This is a genomic window from Marinactinospora endophytica (assembly GCF_054780875.1).
The window spans coordinates 39,148-57,857 of the sequence record NZ_BAAGVM010000008.1 but is presented as its reverse complement, the minus strand read 5'-3'; the positions used below and the strand labels follow the sequence as shown (position 1 = coordinate 57,857).

The following is an 18,710-nucleotide window of genomic DNA, read 5'->3' as shown; positions in this document are numbered from 1 at the left end:
GTTTGGCGCACAATTAGTACTACTGCTGTCCATGCAAGCTGAGGAGTCCACATGTTCGGACTGTTCGTCCGATTCACGCTGAAGGACGCGGAGAGCGCGGCCGGCTTCGACGGCCTGGTGGCGGAGACGCTTCCGCGCATCAGGGAGAACGAGCCGGGCACGCTCGTCTACGCGGTGCATCAGGTCGACGGCAAGCCGCTGGAGCGCGTCTTCTACGAGCTGTACCGCGACCGGGCCGCGTTCGACGCGCACGAGGAACAGCCCTATGTGAAGAGGTTCCTTGAGGCGCGCGGCGCCTACCTCGACACCTTCGAGGTGGACTTCCTGGCTCTCCAGGATGGCAAGGGCGTGTCCGGGTGAGCGAGGACTACCAGCGGGCACTCGGGCGCAAGATCGCCAAGTACCGCAAGCGGCGCGGGCTATCCCAACGTGAGTTCGCGGGCCGTGTCGGCCGATCGGAGGCGTGGGTATCCCAGGTCGAACGCGGGGTGCGCAAGATCGACCGGATGTCGGTGCTGGAGATCATCGCCGACGTCCTTGAGGTGCCGCTGAGCGACCTCGCCGCCGAAGCGCCCATCGTCGCCTCGACTGCGGAGGAGACGCCGGGAAACAGTCGTCTGCGCCTGGTCCTCAGTGGCGCGCACGCTCTGAGCGCCATGCTGCGCGCGGACCACGAACCCGTCGACGTGGCGGAACTGGGTCGGCGGGTGGAACGCGCCTGGACCCTGACTCACGAGAGCCGCTATCTGGAGCTGACCGAAGAGCTGGAGTCGCTGATCCCCACCCTGGAGGCTGCGGCGCGGGCGGTGCCCAACGGGGATCGCGTGGAACTGTTCCGGCTCCTCAACGCCACCTATCAGGCGTGCTCCTCGGCGCTGACCAAGATGGGCGAGTTCGAGGCGGCCTGGATCGCTGCGGACCGCGCCATCACGGCGGCGGAGCGGGCCGGTGACCCGCTGCTCATGGCGGCCGGGGAGTTCCGGCTCTGCCTGACCTTCCAGGGAGCGCGTCACTTCGATCAGGTGGAGGCGACCGCCGGGACCGCCTGCGAGGCGCTGTCTCCGCTGGCCGAAGGCGGTGGGGATCCGGAGGCGATGTCGATCTTCGGCGCTTTGACCTTGCAACGGGCCGTGGCCGCAGCTCGGCGCAACGACGCGACCGCCGCCTACCGCAACATCGCGCACGCCCGGTCGGTGGCCGAACGCATCGGGACCGAGCGCAACGACTACAACACCGAGTTCGGGTTGACCAACGTCGCGCTCCATGAGGTCGCCGTCGCGGTGGAGCTGGGGGACGCCGGCGTCGCCCTGCGGGCGGCCGAAGGGGTCGACGCCTCGGGGCTGTCCGCGGAGCGGCAAGGGCGCTTCCTCATCGACGTCGCACGGGCTCACCTCCAGCGTCGCAACGTCGATCAGGCGGTGTCCACGCTGGAGCGAGCCGAAGAGGTCACTCCCGAACAGGTGCACACCCACCCATTGGTGCGGCAGGCGATCGGGGATCTGCTGACGATTCAGGACCCTCCCGGTCCCGCGTTGCACGCGCTCGCGCGAAGGGTCGGCGCACTCTGAGTACTAGGTGGTACATGAAGTACTAGACAAAACTAAAAGTACGGTTTAGCGTGTGGGTCATCGCCGCTCACCTTCCGTGTCCGGAAGGGGCGATGTCCCACACGCTTTCGTATGCGTCCGGCCTGGTCGGGCGCCGATTGAAGGAGGTTGTCGATGGCGATTCAGGGCGCGATCCCGGTGGAGTTCACAACGGTGTTCCCGCACGGCTGCTACGCGCTCGGGGTGGGGGCGATCACCGACTTCGAGACCAAGCGTCCCCAGACCGACAGGGCCACCGGCCTGCCGCTGTGGTCCGTGGATGTGATCGACGCCGACCCCGAGGCGCGCGGCAAGGCCAAGAGCGTGAAGGTCAAGGTGGCCTCCGAGGTCTGCCCCACCCTGCCGGACGAGGTACCGGGGCTGCCGTTCCGGCCGGTGGAGTTCGAGTCCATGTCGGTCATGCCCTACGTCGACGACAACGGGCGCCGTCCCCGGGTGGCCTACTCGCTGCGCGCCAAGGGTGTGAAGACCCCAGGCGCCTCGTCCTCACGCAAGGTCCCGACCGCCTCCGGCGCGTAGGACACCGGTCTTCGGCACCCGCACGCGACAACGCTGCTCATGGCGGGCGTTCCGGTCCATGTGGTGGCGGCTCGGTTGGGGCACGCCGATCCGGCGATCACGTTGCGGGTCTACGCGCACGTGGTGCGCGACGCCGAGACGGCGGCGGCCGAGGTCTTCGCCCAGGCGCTCGCCGACGGCTGAGCGCGTGTTAGCAAGGGTGTTAGCAAAGGGCCTCTCCCGAGTGCGGGAGAGGCCCTTTGACCTGGGAGCCGCCTGTCGGAATCGAACCGACGACCTACGCATTACGAGTGCGTCGCTCTGGCCGACTGAGCTAAGGCGGCACGTCTCGTCGCTGACGAGACGACCACCAGTCTAACCCCCTCCGGAGAGTGCTCGCGCCCCGCCGCGGCGCGGGATCAGGGGCCGGGGCGGGACAGCAGGCCGCCCCGGTCGGGGAAGCGATCGAGGTAGGTGTCAACGGCGAACTCGACGAAACGCGACACGTCGGTCAGGTCGGAGACGATGCCGGTCGAGACGCGGACCGCCCGCGCCGGAGACGGCCCCAGGCGGTCGAGGACCTCGTCGACGACCATGGCGGGCGCCGGCCGGGCCGACAGACGGTCGCGGTCGAGGGCGAGCGCCGCGGCGGCCGCTCCCGGGTTGTGGAAGTCCCCGACGCGCAGCGTTATGCGCTGGGCCGCGGCGTCACGGGCGACGATCCGCTCGTCCACCACGGCCCCGGAGGGGTCGAGGAGGTTGAAGGTGACGATGCCGCCCCGTCCCTCGGCGCCGTCGGGGCCGTAGACCCGCACCAAGGGCATCCCGGTCGCGTGCCGGGCCGAGGTGAGGCGCTCCAGCAACCGGTCGGTGAGACACCGGACGCGCAGGTCCACGGTGTCGACGTCCACCTCGTCGAGGAGGCGCAGCCCCTCCAGGAGCCCCTGGAGGGCCGCGGGGCCCGGCACGTCCTCCTCGCACACCCCCGCCAGCGGCCGCTCCAGCCGGGCCAGCGCGGCACGGCGGGCGACCAGGCTCCCCAATCCGGCGGGAGGGCCGAACACCTTGTACCAGCTCACCGCGACGAAGTCCGGGGCCACCGCGCCCAGGTCGAGCCGGCGGGAGGACACGGACGCGGCGGCGTCCAGGAGCACGTCGAAACCCCGTTCGCGGGCAAGGCCGACCCACTCCAACGGGTGGCGGACACCGGTGAAGTTGCTCTGCGCCGGATAGGCGAACAGGCCGGCGCCGCCCCCCGCCCCGCCGTGGGCGCGGCGCAGCCTCGGCCGCGCGGCGGGCCGTTCGAGGAGGGCGCGCAACCGCGCCTCGTCCCCGCGCAGTTCGGGGCCTGCCAGGCCGACGGTCCGCACCTCGGCCCCCTTGGCCCGGGCGAACCCACGGATGCCGTTGACGGCCTGGTGCCCGTCCAGCAGGTGCACGAACCGTCCGCCGGGTCCGAACCGGTAGCACTCGCCGACGAGGCGGCACGCCTCGGTCGCCCCCGCGGTGAAGACGACCGTGTACTCCTCCGGAGAGGCGCCGAAATGCCGCAACACCGCGGAACGCGCCTGCTCGATCAGGTCCGCGTGGGAACGGGAGGCCCCGAGTCCCACCGACCCCACCCGGACCGCGCGCAGGCGCTCGGCGTGCCGCACACTCTGGGCGCGGGTGGGCAGCCCCGCGCCCGCGTAGTCGAGGTAGACGTGCCCGTCGGCGTCGAGGTGGGCGTACTCCTCGGCGCGTAGTTCGTCGAGCCGCGCGGTGAGCCCGTACTCCGGGTGGGCGGAGAGAAAGGCCAGCCGTCCGGGGACGGCGTTGCCCGGCCGAGGCCGGGGGCGGGGCTCCGGAGCGCGGAGACGGCGTAGTTCCGGCAGCAGGTGTGGTGGCGACGGGTAGTCGGCCCTCGTCATGGTGCATCCCCCCGCCGGGATCTTCCCTCCGGGGAGAGCACCGAGCCCACGCCGCCGCGGACTTTGTGGAGAATTTAGCCGACCGGGCGAACCCCTCCCGCCGGTCCCCGTGCCGGCGGGGACCGGTCAGGCGCAGACGGTGCCGTCCTCCGGCACCCGCTCCTCCAGCAGATAGGCGTCCACGGCGGCGTCCACGCAGGGGTCACCGGTGCGGTATGCGGTGTGCCCGTCGCCCTCGCGGGTCACCAGCACGCCCGACTCCAGCGCTCCGGCGAGATTCTGCGCCCACTGGTAAGGGGTGGCCGAATCCCGGGTCGTGCCCACGACCAGAATCGGGGGCGCGCCGCTCCCGTCGATGTCGACGGGTTCGGCGACCGCGTCGCGCGGCCAGTAGGCGCACGGCAGCGCTCCCCACGCCAGCGACGGGCCGAACAGGGGGGACGCCTCGGCGGCGGCGTCCGCCGCCTCCTCGTAGGCGGCGATGTCCCGGGGCGCGGCGCGGTCGGCGCAGTTGACGGCGATGAGCGCCGCCGTCGAGTTCTCGTACCCGCCGCCCGGCTCCCTGCCGTACAGCTCGTCTCCGAGTTCCAGCAGCGCGGTCCCGTCTCCGCGCTCGAAGGCGTCGGTGAGCGCCGAACGCACCCGCGGCCAGTAGGACTCGCTGTACAGCGCGGCCAGGACCCCGGTCTCGACCCTGGCGCGGTTGACCTCGCGCCCGTCCCCGAGCCCGTTGCGCAACGGCTCCTCGGCCGTCCGCTCCAGCAGGTCGGTGAGACGCCCGTTGGCCTGCTCGACGGTGGTGCCGGCGCCCTCGGCCAACGGGCACTCCGCCTGGGAGAGACAGTCCTCGACGAAGGCGGTCAGCGCCGTGGTGAACCCCTTCGCCTGCTCCACGCTGGTCTCCAACTGGCCCAGCTCCGGGTCCATGGCCCCGTCGAGGACGAGCGCGCGCACCCGGTCGGGGTGGAGTTCGGCGTACATCGCCCCGATGTAGGTGCCGTAGGACTTGCCGAGGTAGGTGAGCCCGTCGTCGCCGAGGACCCCGCGCAGCACGTCGAGGTCGTGGGCGACGTCGGCCGTACCGATATGGGGCAGCAGGTCACCGGAGTGCTCGACGCACCCCTCGACGAACCCCCGGTTGGCCTCCTCCAGCTCCGCCAGCCCTTCGGGGGTGACCTCGGTGGGATCACCGTCGCCGTCCTCGGTGTCGTACTGGCCGCCCAGGTAGGCGTCCAGTTCCTCGCGGTCCAGGCAGTGGACGGGGCTGCTGCCGCCCACGCCGCGCGGGTCGAACCCGACGACGTCGAACCGCTCTCGCACCTGTTCGCTGACGATGTGCTCCGCCGCGCGCGCGTAGTCGACCCCCGAGGCACCGGGCCCGCCCGGGTTGACCAGCAGCGACCCCACCGGATCCGCGCCGGAGGCGGGCAAGCGGATCACCGCGATGGTCAGCTCGGCCCCGGCCGGGTCGTCGTAGTCGAGCGGGACCCGCACGTCGGCGCACTCGAACCCGCCACCGCAGTCCTCCCAGGCGACCTCCTGCTCGTAGAAGGCCCGCAGGGGCGCGGGGGCCTCCTCCTCACGGGGGGAGGCGCCGCCACAACCCGAGGCGAGGAGCGCCAACGCCAACGCGGCCCCTGGCACCGCGAACCTGTTCACCGGTCGTTTCCTTCCTCCGTGCCGGTCCGCGCCGGCGGGTGGGCGCTGTCATAGGCCCGGCGAGGTCCGCAGACGTCGGCGCGGTCGCAGGCGCAGCGTCGCCCGCTGCCGCTGATCCGCACCACCACCCGCTCCCTGGGAACGTCGTGCCCGACGACCACCCCGTCGCCCTCGGGGGTGGACACCCGGCTGCCCGGCGCGGGCGTGGTGGCCTTGAACTCCTGGTAGAGGGGGTGCTCGTACTTGAGGCAGCACATGAGCCGGCCGCAGGCACCGGAGATGCGCATGGGGTTGACCGGCAGGTTCTGCTCCTTGGCCATGCGCACCGAGACGGGCTCGAAGTCCTTGAGGAAGGTGGCACAGCACAGGTCCCGGCCGCACGGGCCGATCCCCCCTTGGAGGCGCGCCTCGTCTCGGGCGCCGACCTGGCGCAGCTCCACCCGGGCGCCCAGCGCCCGCGAGAGTTCGCGCACCAGCTCCCGGAAGTCCACGCGCCGGGGAGAGGAGAAGTACACGGTGAAGACCTCGGGGGAGGGGACGTAGTCGATCCCCACCACCTTCATGGGCAGCCCGTGGGCGCGGACGAGCCGTTTGACGACCGGGCGCGCGGCCCCACGGCGCCGCCGGTTGCGCTCGTCCCTGGCGAGGTCGGCGCGCGTGGCGATGCCCGCGCACACCGGCAGCCCCTCGACGTCCTCGCTCACCCACTGCGGCGCCCACACGCACTCGGCGACCTCGGGACCGGAGTCGGTGGGGACGAGGACCTTGTCCCCCACGGCCGGGGTGAGCCCGCCCGGATCGAGGTAGTACAGCCGGCCGTACCGTTCGAAGCTGACCGCCATCATCATCCCCACGGAGGTCACCCTATGGGGTGGGCGGCGGCCCGGGAGGGATGAGGCCGGGACGGGCCACGGCCTTTCCGGCTCACCCGAGGTACAGGGCCGCGGTCATGGCCTCCATCGCGATCTGCGGGTGGACGTTGGCGCCGATCCTGCGGCGGCACTCCATGATGGCGTCGATGCGGCGCAGGGTGGACTCGGGCGTCGAGGAGGCCGCGACCCGTTCCAGGTCGGCCCGGCGGTTCGCCGTGCTCAGTTGCACGGTCGCCCCCATCTGCACGGCGAGGACGTCCCGGTAGAACGCGGCGAGATCCATCAGCGCGAGGTCGTAGGCGTCGCGCTTGATCCGGGTGGCGCGGCGTTTCTGCTGCTCCTCAAGGTCCTTGAGGGCCCCGGCGGCGCCGCGGACCGCCTTGGCGACCCCCTTGCCGGTGGACCCCTCGCCGAACGCGGCCTTCATGTCGGCCTTCTCGCGTTCGTCGAGCGCGCTGGTGCTCTCCTTGGCGTCGGCCTCGGCGAGCTCGTAGAGGCGGGCCGCCGCGGAGACGCACGCGCCCAGCCCGTCGAGGCGCGCGGGGATGGACAGCACCTCCTCGCGCCGGTCGCGGGTGGCGGGGTCGGTGGCGAGCCGACGGGCCCGCTCGACATCGCCGGCCGCGGCGCGGGCCGCCTCGGCGGCGACGCCGGGGTCGACACCGTCGCGCCGCACCAGCGCGTCGACGACGGCGTCAGTGGTGGGCGTGCGCAACGTGACCAGGCGGCAGCGGGACCGGATGGTGACCAGGAGGTCCTCGGCGGTGGGCGTGCACAGCAGCCACACGGTGCGGGGGGCGGGCTCCTCGACCGCCTTGAGCAGCGCGTTGGAGGCGGCCTCGGTGGCGCGGTCGGCGTCCTCGAACAGCACGACGCGGAACCGCCCCCCGGTGGGGCTGGAGGCCGCGCGCAGGACGAGGTCGCGGGTCTTGTCCACCCCGAAGCTCAGGCCGCTGGGGCGTACGTACAGCACGTCGGCGTGGGTGCCGGTGAGGACCTGGTGGCAGGAGGGGCAGTGGCCGCAGCCGCCGTCAGGGCACTGCAACGCCGCGGCGAAGGCGCGCGCGGCCTCGGAGCGGCCCGAGCCGGGCGGTCCGGTGAACAGCCAGGCGTGCGTCATGCCCGCGCCGGCGCCGCCGGCCAGCAGGTCGTCCGCCGCCCGCGTGGCCGAGCGCAGCTGCTCGATCACCGTGTCCTGGCCCACCAGGTCGTCGAAGACGCTCATCGTGAACCAGCATAGGAGCCCGCGGGGACGCGCCGGGCGGTGATCCACACGACGTCCCCCGTCCCCTTCCTCGTGGACGGCCCGGGTGTCCCCGTCATCCCGGCCGGCTCCGGCGCGGCTTCGCGGGCCAGGCGGGGCCTGGGGTGACCGCCGTGGTGGGCGTCGCTGGTCGCCGGGCCGGGGCCGCCTCCTCGGCGTTGTCGGCGCCCGGGACGCCGTGGGCCGGGCGGCCGGGAAGGTACGCGACGCGGGCACCCCGCGAGCGGCCCGCGTGGCCCGGCCGGAGGCGTGGGATGGGGGTGGCGGTCGTGCCGGCGAAACGGCCGGCACCTCGGGCGTCTCCGGTCCGCCGGGAACCCGCGCGGTGCGGCGCCGCCACCGCTCAGTGCACCCGGAGCGGACACCTTCCCCGGGCCACGCGAGCGGCCCGCCGACTCCCCCGACGACACCCGTCTTCCAAAACCGGTGACGGCCCTGGACGCCACGGTCGAACGCGCGACGCCCGGCCGGGAGGTCCCGGCCGGGCGTCCGGCCACGCTCGCGCCCCTCGGCCGGCCCCGGCGCGGCGCGCTCCGGCCGCCGCCCCGGGGCACCCGCGGGGTGCCGTGCTCAGTCCTTGATGATCGGCAGCATTCCGGTGATCTCCTCGGCGTCCCCGGGAACCGGGTCGGGCAGGATCGGGCGGATGCGACGCCGGATCTCGCGGGTGATCTCCTCCTGCGGCCGCTGCGCGTCGAGCACCAGGTAGCGTTCCGGGGCGCGCTCGGCGAGCGCGCGGAACCCCGCGCGCACCCGCTCGTGGAACTCCTCGGGTTCGGCCTCAAGCCGGTCGGCGGGCCGGCCGTGGCGGGCCATCCCCAGGCCGACCGGGAGGTCGAGCAGGATGGTCAGGTCGGGGACCAGCCCCCCGGTAGCCCACTCGTTGATCCGGGCGACGTCGCTGGTGGCCAGCTCGCGCCCGGCCCCCTGATAGGCGAGGGTGGAGTCGACGTAGCGGTCGCTGACGACGATCGCGCCACGCTCCAGGGCCGGCCGGATGACCGAGCTGACGTGCTCGGCGCGGTCGGCGGCGTACAGCAGCGCCTCGGCGCGCGCCGACATCCCGGTGTGCTCCTTGTCCAGCAGCAGCGCGCGCAGCCGCATGCCGAGCTTCGTGGCGCCGGGCTCGCGCGTGGTGACCACGTCGAAGCCCTCCTCGCGCAGCCAGATGGCCAGCTGCCGGGCCTGCGTGGACTTGCCGGCGCCCTCTCCCCCCTCCAGCACGATGAACGTGCCACGGACACCGGCGGCCTCCTGGGGACGCGACAGCGGCACCCCCCGCACCGCGGCGACCAGCTCGGTGAGCAGGGAGACCTCGGGGGAGTCGTTCATCTGCCGGTAGGAGACGAAGGCCACCAGCAGCAACAACAGCGCCGCGATGAGCAGGACCCCGGCCGAACCGGAGAAGTCGTAGGTGAGCTCGCGCACCTGCCAGCGGTGCGAGCCGATCAGTCCGGCCAGCAGCGGGGCGACCGCGACCGAGCCCATGAGCACGATCTTCGCGGCGGCGTGCAGGAACGCGAAGGTCCGCCCGCGGATGTCGTCCTCGACCTCACGGCCCAGCATCGTCAGCCCGGTCACCCAGGCGACACCCGCGCCCGCGCCGACGAGCACGGTCATCCCGGCGGCGAAGACCATGTTGGGGATGAGGCCCACCAGCAGCAGGGCGACCGCCGACATGCCCAGGCCCAGGCCGAACAGCCGACGCCGGCTGAAGTCGCGCAGGATGCGCGGGCCGGCGAACATCCCGACGGCCATGCCGGCGAACACCGCGCCGAACATCACACCGAACCCGGCGTTGCCGGCGCCCAGCGTCTCGACGAACAGGCGGGCCACGCCGACGACCGCGCCGCCGGCCGCGAAGGCCCCGAGCATCCCCAGGAGCAGACCGCGGACCAGGGGGGTGGTGCCGGCGAAACGCCATCCCTCCCAGATCGTGCGCAGGACCGAGGAACGGTCGGCGGTGGCGGGCTCCCGCGCGGGGACGGGCAGGCGCCAGATGACGACCGCCGCGACGAAGAAGGTGACGCCGTTGATGTAGAGGGCGAGGTCGGCCTCGGGGGTGCCCAGGGAGGGGAACAGCCCGCCGAGCACCGAGCTGAACGCGGCCAGGAGCGCGAACAGTCCCGCGGCGACCGGGGCGGAACCGTAGGTGCTGAACAGGCTGAGCTGGTTGGCCTGTTCCAGCTTGTTCTTGGGGACGAGGTTGGGGACGGTGGCGTCCTTGGCCGGGGCCCAGAACAGGGCCACGCACTCGGCCAGGAAGTTGGCGATCAGCAACCAGTCGAGGCGGCCCACGATCGGGATGGAGATGTAGAGCAGACCGCGCAGGATGTCGCCGACGACCATGGTGAGGCGCCGGTCGATGCGGTCGGCGAGGGCCCCGGCGAGGGGGCTCAACAGGATCGAGGGCAGCAGCTTGAGCAGGACCACGCCGCTGACGGCGAAGTACTGCACGAGCGGGCTGCGGTCCTGGGTGAGGATCGTGGCCAGCGACATGAGGGCGAGCAGGCTGAGCCAGTCGCCGAGGCTGGACAGCGACAGCGAGATCCACAGCCGCCGGAACGGCTTGATCGCCAGGACGGAGCGGGTCTCGCCCGGCTCCCCGAATGGTCCAGATCTGCTCATGGCGAAAAGCGTAGCGACGGTTCAGACCCTAACCGCGCTTTCGGTCCAGCTCCTATTCGTGACGGAACGCGCATAACGCGGCCCTCCTGCGTGTTCACCCCTCCGACAACACATGTGATCCACAACACACTACCGCGTGGGGAAGGCCCGGACACGGCCGTGCCGCGGCCCCGGGCGGGACCGCGGCACGGCCGGTCAGGCGGGTGTCGCCGGGTCAGGACTTCTTCGGCGCCGGCTTCTTCTTCGCGGCGGGCTTCTTGGCCGCGGGCTTCTTGGCGGCCGGCTTCTTCGCCGGCGCCTTGGCCCGCCGTTCGGCGAGCAGCTCGGCGGCCCTCTCGTCGGTGATCGACTCCACCTCGTCGCCCTTGCGCAGGGAGGCGTTGGTCTCGCCGTCGGTCACGTACGGTCCGAACCGGCCGTCCTTGACGACCATCGGCTTGCCGCTGACCGGGTCGTTGCCGAGTTCACGCAACGGCGCGGCGGCCGACGCCCGCCGGCCCCGCTGCTTGGGCTTGGCGAACAGCTCCCTGGCCTGGTCGATGGTGACCGTGAACATCTGCTCCTCGGTCTCCAGCGAACGGCTGTCGGTGCCCTTCTTCAGGTAGGGACCGTAACGACCGTTCTGCGCGGTGACCTCCTCGCCGTCGATCTCGCCGACCACGCGCGGCAGCGACAGCAGTCTCAGCGCGTCCTCCAGTGTGACCGTGTCCAGCGACATCGACTTCAGCAGCGAGGCGGTGCGCGGCTTGGGCGCCGCGGCCTTCTTGCGCGTCTTGGTCTTGGTCCCGCCCTCGGGCTCGGCCGCGGGCTCCTCCAGGACCTCGGTCACATAGGGGCCGAACCGCCCGTTGCGCGCCACCACCAGACGGCCGGTCTCGGGATCGGTCCCGAGCTCGCGGTCGCCGCTGGGCTGGGCGAACAGCTCCTCGGCCTTGTCCTTGGTGAGCTCATCGGGCGCCAGGTCCTCGGGCACGTTGACCCGCTGGCCGTCGCGTTCGAGGTAGGGCCCGAACCGCCCGACCCGGATCATGATGTCGGTGCCGGCCAGCGGGAAGGAGCTGACCTCCTTGGGGTCGATGTCGGCGAGGTGGTCGTCGACCAGTTCCTTGAGACCGGCCTCGTCCTCACCGCCGTGGTAAAAGCGGCGCAGCCACGGCACCCGTTCGGCCTCGCCCCGCGCGATGTCGTCGAGCATGTCCTCCATGCGCGCGGTGAAGTCGTAGTCGACCAGGTTGCCGAAGTGGCGCTCCAGCAGCTGCACGACGGCGAACGCGAGGAAGGACGGCACCAGGGCCGAGCCCTTCTTGAACACGTAGCCGCGGTCCAGGATCGTGCCGATGATCGAGGCGTAGGTCGAGGGGCGGCCGATCTCGCGATCCTCCAGCTCCTTGACCAGGGTGGCCTCGGTGTAGCGCGCGGGCGGACGGGTGCTGTGCCCCTCGGCCTCGATGCTCTCGGCCTTGAGGGTGTCGCCCTCCTCCAACGGCGGCAACCGGCGCTCGCGGTCGTCGAGCTCGGCCTCGGGGTCGTCGGCCCCCTCGACGTAGGCCTTGAGGAAGCCGTGGAAGGTGATGATCTTGCCGGAGGCGCCGAACTCGACGTTCTCCCCTGAGGTGGAGGTGCCCGCCACGCGCACGCTCACCGACTCGCCGACGGCGTCCTTCATCTGGGAGGCGACCGTGCGCTTCCAGATGAGCTCGTAGAGCCGCAGCTCGGCGCCGCTCAGGCCGGTCTCGGCCGGGGTGCGGAAGGAGTCGCCCGCCGGGCGGATGGCCTCGTGCGCCTCCTGCGCGTTCTTCACCTTGGCCGCGTAGACGCGCGGCTTGTCGGGCACGTGGGAGGCGCCGTACAGCCGGGTCGCCTGGTCGCGGGCCGCGGCGATGGCGCTCTCCGACAGCGTGGTGCTGTCGGTCCGCATATAGGTGATGAAGCCGTTCTCGTAGAGCCGCTGGGCCACCTGCATCGTCTGCTTGGCCGAGAAGCCGAGCTTGCGCGACGCCTCCTGTTGCAGCGTCGTGGTGCGAAACGGCGCGTAGGGGGAGCGTCGGTAGGGCTTGCGCTCGACCGAGCGGACCGCGAAGTGCGCGCCGACCAGTCGGCCGGCCAGCGCCCGGGCCGCGTCCTCGTCCAGGTGGAGCACGCCCGACTCCGAGCGCAGCCGTCCCTGGGCGGTGAAGTCGCGCCCCTGGGCGACGCGGGCGCCATCGACCGAGACGAGGGCGGCGGGGAAGACCGAGGGGTCGGCCCCCGAGCCGTTCCCCGCGGCGTCGAAGAGCGCCTTGAGACCCCAGTACTCGGCGGCGGTGAACGCGATCCGTTCGCGTTCGCGTTCGACGACCAGGCGGGTGGCCACCGACTGGACCCGGCCCGCCGAGAGTTTCGGCATGACCTTCTTCCACAGGACCGGCGACACCTCGTAGCCGTAGAGCCGGTCGAGGATGCGACGGGTCTCCTGGGCGTCGACGAGCCGCAGGTTGAGGTCGCGGGTGTTCTCCGCCGCGCGCCGGATCGCGTCCTTGGTGATCTCGTTGAACACCATCCGCTTGACCGGGATCTTCGGCTTGAGCTCCTCGCGCAGGTGCCAGGCGATGGCCTCGCCCTCGCGGTCCTCATCGGTGGCGAGGTAGAGCTCGTCGGCCTCGGCCAGCAGCTCCTTCAACTTCTTGACGTGGGACTTCTTGTCGGCGGTGACGACGTAGAGCGGTTCGAAGTCGTGGTCGACATCGACGCCCAGGCGCGCCCACGGCTCGCCCTTGTACCGGGCCGGGATCTCGGCGGCCTTGGTCGGCAGGTCGCGGATGTGGCCGATGCTGGACTCCACGACGTAGCCCCGGCCGAGATAGCCGGCGATCGTCTTGGCCTTCGCAGGCGACTCGACGATGACGAGGCGGTTTCCTCCGCCCCTTCCGGTGTCGTTCGAGCCGTTCCTGCCGGCGCTGCCCTTCTTGGGTGGCACGCTCTTCCCCTACATCTAGCCTTGCGTCGTCGTCTGCGCGATCGAGTCGGCGGATCGCGAGTATCGGTCCCCAGCCACTGACGGTAACCGAAGGGGTCGGTTCTTCGCCGCCCGAGTCGGCGCGGCCGGCCGGTTCCTCGTCTTTTCCGAGAACCGCAATGTCCTGTGGGAGCGGTGGGGCGATCACCCGCGTGAGTGAACGCTATGGCACAACACCCTCCAGCAGTCGCAGAATAGGCGCAATGCTTGAGTACGAGTACCAGGAGCTCCGCTTTCCGCGCGGCACGTCGCGTAGCGCCGCCCGGCAGGCCCTGACCGAGCACGCCGAATACGGGCGATGGGAACTCGCCCGGGTCCGGCTGTATCCCGACGGGACCCGGAAGGTGACCCTGCGTCGCAAGATCATCCGACAGAATCGCTTCATGTGATTTACATCACTGCACAGGTGCCGGGAGACGGGTGGAATCCGGCACGGGGAGACCCCATGCCCACCCGGCCCTGTAACGCCAAGGAGCGGGCCACCCCGGTTATTCCGGGGTGGCCCGCCTAGGTTGTTCGGCGACTTCGGTCGGCCCCTCCGCCCGTCCGCCGCAAGGAGGACGTCGGGACCGGCCGGTCGCCAGGCGTGGCACGTCGACGGGACCGAGCGTCCGCGCCCCTCCGCCCGTCCGCCGCAAGGAGGACGTCGGGACCGGCCGCTCACCGGACGTGACACGCCAACGGGATCAGATCGTCCGTCCAGCCCCTCCGTCCGTCCGCCGCAAGGAGGACATCAGGGCCGGTCGACGACCGGACGCCCGTAAGATCCGGGGCCCGCGCACCGGCCGGACCGGGACGGGTCCGGCCCGGACGGTGCCGGGCTCCGGGGAGCCTACAGGCCGGTCATGTCCATCGTCTCGCCCAGCCTGGGCAGGCCGCTCATCTCGGGCAACGCCCGGTGCGTGACGCTCTCCGCCGCGCCGGCCAGCATGGACTCGGTGTGCGCGCCGATCTTCGGCAGCGTCTCGGCGGGCTCGGGGAGCAGGTTCTCCAACGGGCCGGTCGCGTTCCCGCCGAGGCCCGTGGTGGGGTGGTGGCGCATCTCGCCGCGCTGCGACTCGCGTCCGTCCCGCAGGAAGGAACCGGTCTGCTCGACCGCCGCGTCGGCGCGGTCCACCAGCCCGGTGATCCCGCGGTCCGCGGTCCGGGGCTCGGCGACCGTGCCCATGACCGATCCGGCGTGCTCCACGACCGAGCCGACGGCGCGCACCGGCCCCGTCACGTTCTCGGCGTCGCCTTCGCTGGGCGAGAACTGGTGCTGACGCTCGACGCTCTGGGGCACCCCGGCCATCACACCGCCGGTGTGCTCCAGGATCCGGCCCGTGGTGCCGAGCGGGGCCAGCAGGTTGTTCTCGGTCTCCTCCACCGCGGAGAGCTGGTGGGTGCGGTAGGCGTCGTGGTGGCGGTCGGTGGAGCGGTGTCCTCCCTCGATCACGGCCGCGCCGGTGTCCTCGGAGACGGCGGCGGCCGTGGCGAGGACGGCCGCGACGGCGTTGCCCGAGACGTTGACCGGGACGTCGGCGTCGACCGCGGCCTGGTTGCCGCCGGCCACCGAACCGTCGCCGGAGGAGGTGAGGTCTTGGTCATCACCCCCCTTACCACCCTTGTCGTAGACGACCGCGCCGGTGTCCTCGGAGACCGCGGCGGCGGCAGCGGCGACAGCGGCGACCGCGTTGCCGGAGACGTTGACCGGGACGTCGGCGTCGACGACGAGTTGATTGCCGCCCAGGATCGAGCCGTCACCAGAGGTGACCGCCTCGGTGTCGGCGAAGGAGATGCCGCTGCCGAGGGCGACGAAGCCCGCGGTGAGCAGGGCGGTCTTGGCCGAGGTACGGACCCACTTCCGCATGTGGGTGTTCCTTTCGAACGAGTCTTGCGAGATGAGATGGGCTCTGCGGGCCTCGGGACGGGCCGCTCCTGGCTGGAGCGCCGTTCCGGGCCGAAGGCCGCCCGGGATGTCGCACCTGGCGGGTGCGGTTCGGGCGGGGAGGGACGCGCTGCGCTTCCCGGGGGAGGCGCGACGTGTGGTGCACGTCCGGTCGGCTCCGCCCTGGAGGGGCGGTGACCGACGTGAACCCCGCGAACGTCGTCGCGGCGCGGGACTCACGTCGACCCCCGGTCGATGGGACCGGGCAGCCGGGTTCCGCCCTAACCGGGCGGGAGGGCCGTGGTCCGGCTCGCGGTGGGAGCCGTCCCGGTGCTGACATGAGCGACGAATCGTGTTTTGTGCTTCTCGATGGACATGGGTGACCCCTGCAATCTCGAAAGGAGCGCGGTGGAGCGTCGGACGGGGAACCGGTTCGGTCCGGGGCGGCGGTCACGGCGGAGAACGGGCGCGCCGGTGTGCAGACCAATGGGACGAGGCCCTGACGGTCTGGTCGGGTCGGCGCGAACAGCGCGGCTCAGGCGCGGGGTCGGCGACCGCCCGGGAGAGACGAACTAGTCAGGAGAGAAAGAGGGGTCGTCGGCGGCGTCGCGGACGACAAGAGTGGGGTCGCCGGGCAGGGCGACGCGCTCGGCGAGCGGCCGGAGCGTCCCGAACTGCTGGGCCAGGAAACCCGCGGCGGCGGGACCGGGCGAAGGGGAGGACGAGGACACGGTTCCAGCGGAGTCGGAGCCGGCGTGCCCCCACGCGCGTCCCCCCGAGGTGGCGGGGTCCGGCGTCTCGTCGGGAGCGGTGTCGGAGGCGGTGGAGAACAGGAGGGGCGCGGCGCTCATCGGCACCACCACCTCCTGGTCGCCGGAGACCTCGTCGACGTCCTCCGGGGTTTCGGAGGGTTCGGGAGCGTCGTCGCGCTGGGCGGACTCGGCCGCGACGCCGGTCGGGTGCTCGGCGGGCAGGTCGCCCCGCTCGTGCGCCCCCGGCCGGACGGTGATGATGTCACCGGGCTGTTCGAGCGTGTCGCGGATCAGCCCGAGTTCGTCACCCGCGAGGCCGGTCAGCGGCCCCCCGGACTGGTGGGGGTCGATCGCCCGCCCGAGCCCGTCGCGCAGCCCGGCGGCGGGTTGGGCCAGTCCTTCGGAGACCTGTTCGGTGAGAGCGGTGTCGCCACCCCCGAGGGAGCGGTCGAGTCGCGCGCCGATCTCGCGGCCGGTACCGACCGCCTCGGCGACGGAGACTCCGGCGCCATGGGCCAGGGAGCCGACCGCGTGACGCGCGGCCTCGCCGGTCTCGTGGGTGTCGGTGAGACCGGTCACGTCGGCCGTCTCGGAAGAGGACGGCGCGGCCAGGCGTTCCGCGGAGAGCACCGCGGACGGACCGGCCGCAAGGGTGTCGGCGGCGACGGGCGCGGCGCCGGCGACGAGCCACCCCGCGGCGGCGAGGCCGCCCAGGGCGAGAAGACGGCGGATCGAGGGGGCCACGGCGCCACAAACCGCGCGGAGGGCATCGCCCCGCCGCTTCCGGTCTGTCAGCACCATGGAAAACCTCTCGGTTCGGCACATCGAAGGATCACGCGAAGACGTCGCGCGAGCGGTGTACGGAGAATCACCTCCGGCAACCGAGAGTTACCGTAGCACTACGCAGAGGTGTGCGCGCAACCCGAACGGGAGGATCGACGCGCCCCGGGCCGCCGGAACGGTCCGACGGCCCGGGACCGCCTCAGCTCAGGTCCAGGAAACGGTCGAGGACGCGGACGCCGAAGCGCAGCCCGTCCACGGGGACACGCTCGTCCACGCCGTGGAACATGCCGGCGAAGTTCAGTTCCGGGGGCAGCTTCAGGGGCGCGAAACCGTAGTTCCTGATGCCCAGCTTCTGGAAGCTCTTGGCGTCGGTCCCCCCGGACAGGCAGTAGGGGACCGCCATGGCGCCCGGGTCCTCCGCCAGGAGCGAGTCGGCCATCGCCGAGACGATCCCGCCCTCGAACTCCGTCTCGACCGATGGCAGGTACTGGATGAACTCGCGGCTCACCTTGGGGCCGAGCAGCCGGTCGATCTCGGCGAAGTACTCCTCCTCGGTCCCGGGCAGGAACCGGCCGTCCACCTGCGCCGTCGCCGACCCCGGGACCACGTTGGCCTTGTAACCGCCGCTGAGCACGGTCGGGTTGACCGAGTTGCGCAGCGTCGCGCCGATCATCGTCGCGATCGGGCCGAGGCGGGCGACCGTCGCCTCGACGTCGTCCTCGTCGAACTCGACGCCGAACGCCTCGCACACCTCCTCCAGGAACAGCCGGACCGTCTTGGTCAGGCGGACCGGGAAGCGGTGCCGGCCCAGCCGGGCGACCGCCTCGGCGAGCTCGGTGACGGCGTTGTCGTCGTTGACCATCGACCCGTGCCCTGCGGTGCCGCGGGCGGTCAGCCTCATCCAGGCGATGCCCTTCTCGGCGGTCTCGACCAGGTACATGCGCCGGTTCTCGCCGACCGTGAGACTGAACCCGCCGACCTCGCTGATCGCCTCGGAGCAGTCGGCGAACAGCTCCGGGTGCCGGTCCACCAGCCACTGGGCGCCCCAGGAGCCGCCGGCCTCCTCGTCGGCGAGGAACGCCAGGACGATGTCGCGCGGCGGCGTGCGCCCCTCGCGCATCCGCTGCCGCACCACCGCGAGGACCATGGCGTCCATGTCCTTCATGTCGACCGCGCCGCGCCCCCACACGCACCCGTCGGCGACCTCGCCGGAGAAGGGGTGGTGGGTCCAGTCGTCCGCGTCGGCCGGGACCACGTCGAGGTGACCGTGGATCAGCAGGGGCGGGCGGGCGGGGTCGGCGCCCGCGATGCGCGCGACCAGGCTGCTGCGGCCGGGATGCGACTCGTAGATGCGGGACTCCACCCCCACCTCGTCGAGTTTCTCCGCGACGTACTCGGCCGCCGCCCGCTCCCCCGGACCCGAGTGGTCGCCGTAGTTGGAGGTGTCGATCGCGATGAGCTCCCGGCACAGGTCGACGACCTCGACCTCCGCCGCGCTCGGCGCCTCACGCTCGTTCGCCATGCCAGATCGCTTCCTCTCCGTGTCTGGACTGCCTGCCCTCCCCATCGTCCTCCCTCTCCCCCTCGCGTGTCGCTCCCTCGTGACGTCTCCCACCGCGCGATCGGTTCGGCGAAAACGATGTACGGGTAACGCCTGACGTTTGCTATCGTTGACCTTGTTCGGCGGCAAGGACCGCCGGAAACCCAGTCCGGGTGGCGGAATAGGTAGACGCGCTAGCTTGAGGTGCTAGTGCCCGTTAAGGGCATGGGGGTTCAAGTCCCCCCTCGGACACCAGAAAACCAGTCCCACAGCAGGTCAGAGGCCCACAAAGGACTGGAGACATCAAGGCCGCACCAGAGCGTTGCACATACAGT

14 protein-coding genes and 2 tRNA genes are annotated in these 18,710 nt (G+C 72.0%); 6 read left to right on the top strand and 10 right to left on the bottom strand.

Annotated elements, in window-relative coordinates; all coding sequences use genetic code 11:
* Positions 1-51: 51 nt before the first annotated feature.
* From ACYVHU_RS16065 to ACYVHU_RS16050, 4 genes are all read left to right on the top strand, one after another.
* Positions 52-360 carry a putative quinol monooxygenase gene (locus tag ACYVHU_RS16065; protein ID WP_498948904.1) on the top strand — a complete coding sequence of 103 codons (309 nt, stop codon included), beginning with the start codon at positions 52-54 and terminating at the stop codon, positions 358-360.
* Positions 357-1,568 carry a helix-turn-helix domain-containing protein gene (locus ACYVHU_RS16060; RefSeq protein WP_078763125.1) on the top strand — a complete coding sequence of 404 codons (1,212 nt, stop codon included), beginning with the start codon at positions 357-359 and terminating at the stop codon, positions 1,566-1,568. Before ACYVHU_RS16065 ends, ACYVHU_RS16060 begins: the two co-directional genes overlap by 4 nt.
* Before the next feature lie 153 nt (positions 1,569-1,721).
* On the top strand, positions 1,722-2,126 hold the full coding sequence (locus ACYVHU_RS16055; protein ID WP_498948903.1) for a plasmid replication, integration and excision activator: 405 nt from the start codon (positions 1,722-1,724) through the stop codon (positions 2,124-2,126).
* Positions 2,127-2,165: 39 nt separating this feature from the next.
* Positions 2,166-2,309, top strand: coding sequence for an integrase (locus ACYVHU_RS16050; RefSeq protein ID WP_498948902.1), 144 nt, complete (start codon positions 2,166-2,168; stop codon positions 2,307-2,309).
* A gap of 66 nt (positions 2,310-2,375) precedes the next feature.
* On the opposite strand, the gene ACYVHU_RS16045 is transcribed toward ACYVHU_RS16050, so the two are convergent.
* The 7 genes from ACYVHU_RS16045 to topA all read right to left on the bottom strand — a co-directional run bounded on the left by ACYVHU_RS16045 (position 2,376) and on the right by topA (position 13,394).
* Positions 2,376-2,449, bottom strand: a tRNA-Thr gene (locus tag ACYVHU_RS16045).
* A gap of 75 nt (positions 2,450-2,524) precedes the next feature.
* Positions 2,525-4,015 (bottom strand): molybdenum cofactor sulfurase family protein, encoded by a 1,491-nt coding sequence (locus ACYVHU_RS16040; protein ID WP_498948901.1) that lies wholly within the window; start codon positions 4,013-4,015, stop codon positions 2,525-2,527.
* A gap of 126 nt (positions 4,016-4,141) precedes the next feature.
* Positions 4,142-5,674 (bottom strand): alpha/beta hydrolase, encoded by a 1,533-nt coding sequence (locus tag ACYVHU_RS16035; protein ID WP_498948900.1) that lies wholly within the window; start codon positions 5,672-5,674, stop codon positions 4,142-4,144.
* Positions 5,671-6,522 (bottom strand): PSP1 domain-containing protein, encoded by an 852-nt coding sequence (locus ACYVHU_RS16030; RefSeq protein ID WP_078763118.1) that lies wholly within the window; start codon positions 6,520-6,522, stop codon positions 5,671-5,673. The genes ACYVHU_RS16035 and ACYVHU_RS16030 overlap by 4 nt, the downstream gene beginning before the upstream one ends.
* Positions 6,523-6,598: 76 nt before the next feature.
* Positions 6,599-7,771 carry a DNA polymerase III subunit delta' gene (locus tag ACYVHU_RS16025; RefSeq protein WP_078763301.1) on the bottom strand — a complete coding sequence of 391 codons (1,173 nt, stop codon included), beginning with the start codon at positions 7,769-7,771 and terminating at the stop codon, positions 6,599-6,601.
* Positions 7,772-8,380: 609 nt separating this feature from the next.
* Complete coding sequence (gene tmk, locus ACYVHU_RS16020; RefSeq protein ID WP_078763117.1) at positions 8,381-10,438, bottom strand: dTMP kinase; 2,058 nt, start codon at positions 10,436-10,438, stop codon at positions 8,381-8,383.
* 214 nt (positions 10,439-10,652) lie between these two features.
* A complete protein-coding gene (gene topA, locus ACYVHU_RS16015) occupies positions 10,653-13,394 on the bottom strand; it encodes a type I DNA topoisomerase (protein ID WP_498948899.1) in 2,742 nt (913 codons plus the stop codon).
* Positions 13,395-13,636: 242 nt separating this feature from the next.
* Here topA and ACYVHU_RS16010 point away from each other — a divergent pair, with 242 nt between their 5' ends.
* The gene (locus tag ACYVHU_RS16010; protein ID WP_078763113.1) at positions 13,637-13,822 is read left to right on the top strand and encodes a DUF5703 family protein; all 186 of its coding nucleotides are present in this window, start codon (positions 13,637-13,639) and stop codon (positions 13,820-13,822) included.
* Positions 13,823-14,265: 443 nt separating this feature from the next.
* Here ACYVHU_RS16010 and ACYVHU_RS16005 read toward each other — a convergent pair whose 3' ends face one another.
* From ACYVHU_RS16005 to ACYVHU_RS15995, 3 genes are all read right to left on the bottom strand, one after another.
* Entirely contained in the window at positions 14,266-15,282 is a 1,017-nt protein-coding gene (locus ACYVHU_RS16005; RefSeq protein WP_498948898.1) for a chaplin family protein, read from the bottom strand.
* 590 nt (positions 15,283-15,872) lie between these two features.
* Positions 15,873-16,796: a hypothetical protein gene (locus tag ACYVHU_RS16000; protein ID WP_498948897.1), complete on the bottom strand. Its 924-nt coding sequence runs from the start codon at positions 16,794-16,796 to the stop codon at positions 15,873-15,875.
* Between the two features lie 238 nt (positions 16,797-17,034).
* Positions 17,035-18,357, bottom strand: a complete 1,323-nt coding sequence (locus ACYVHU_RS15995; RefSeq protein WP_498948896.1) for a M20/M25/M40 family metallo-hydrolase — start codon at positions 18,355-18,357, stop codon at positions 17,035-17,037.
* 185 nt (positions 18,358-18,542) lie between these two features.
* Between ACYVHU_RS15995 and ACYVHU_RS15990 the strand changes: the two genes are divergently transcribed.
* A tRNA-Leu gene (locus tag ACYVHU_RS15990) sits at positions 18,543-18,630 on the top strand.
* Positions 18,631-18,710 lie beyond the last annotated feature (80 nt).

What these genes read in the sequence shown, in the direction of transcription:
- ACYVHU_RS16065 (WP_498948904.1), top strand. Translation starts at nt 52, where the DNA reads ATGTTCGGACTGTTCGTCCGATTCACGCTGAAGGACGCGGAGAGCGCG.
- ACYVHU_RS16055 (WP_498948903.1), top strand. Translation starts at nt 1,722, where the DNA reads ATGGCGATTCAGGGCGCGATCCCGGTGGAGTTCACAACGGTGTTCCCG.
- ACYVHU_RS16050 (WP_498948902.1), top strand. Translation starts at nt 2,166, where the DNA reads ATGGCGGGCGTTCCGGTCCATGTGGTGGCGGCTCGGTTGGGGCACGCC.
- ACYVHU_RS16040 (WP_498948901.1), bottom strand. Translation starts at nt 4,015, where the DNA reads ATGACGAGGGCCGACTACCCGTCGCCACCACACCTGCTGCCGGAACTA.
- ACYVHU_RS16030 (WP_078763118.1), bottom strand. Translation starts at nt 6,522, where the DNA reads ATGATGATGGCGGTCAGCTTCGAACGGTACGGCCGGCTGTACTACCTC.
- ACYVHU_RS16025 (WP_078763301.1), bottom strand. Translation starts at nt 7,771, where the DNA reads ATGAGCGTCTTCGACGACCTGGTGGGCCAGGACACGGTGATCGAGCAG.
- tmk (WP_078763117.1), bottom strand. Translation starts at nt 10,438, where the DNA reads ATGAGCAGATCTGGACCATTCGGGGAGCCGGGCGAGACCCGCTCCGTC.
- ACYVHU_RS16010 (WP_078763113.1), top strand. Translation starts at nt 13,637, where the DNA reads ATGCTTGAGTACGAGTACCAGGAGCTCCGCTTTCCGCGCGGCACGTCG.
- ACYVHU_RS16005 (WP_498948898.1), bottom strand. Translation starts at nt 15,282, where the DNA reads ATGCGGAAGTGGGTCCGTACCTCGGCCAAGACCGCCCTGCTCACCGCG.
- ACYVHU_RS15995 (WP_498948896.1), bottom strand. Translation starts at nt 18,357, where the DNA reads ATGGCGAACGAGCGTGAGGCGCCGAGCGCGGCGGAGGTCGAGGTCGTC.